The sequence below is a fragment of the Photobacterium sp. R1 genome (assembly GCF_054600795.1).
In genome coordinates this window covers 1-228 of record NZ_BAAHZP010001107.1, presented here as the reverse complement: position 1 = coordinate 228, position 228 = coordinate 1, and the positions used below count along the sequence as shown (strand labels likewise).

At 53.5% G+C, this 228-nt stretch carries 1 protein-coding gene; it reads right to left on the bottom strand.

Annotated elements, in window-relative coordinates; translation table 11 throughout:
* The coding region (locus ACYP03_RS28485) for a U32 family peptidase (RefSeq protein WP_459783002.1) at positions 1–228 on the bottom strand (228 nt) is incomplete at both ends.

The following is a 228-nucleotide window of genomic DNA, read 5'->3' as shown; positions in this document are numbered from 1 at the left end:
GGGATTGGCCCGGTAACTGTCGATAGCCTGCCGCCAGGTTCGGGTGACTTGCTCTACATAAGCCTGGCTGCGTTGTCTGCCTTCAATTTTGACCGAGGCTACGCCTGTTCTGAACAGCTCAGGAAGCAAACTGAGGGTATTGAGGCTGGTCGGTGCTTCCAGAACATGTCCCCGTTGAGCCAGTCCGTTAACATGTGTATCAAATCGCCCTTTGCATAAGGTGGGATA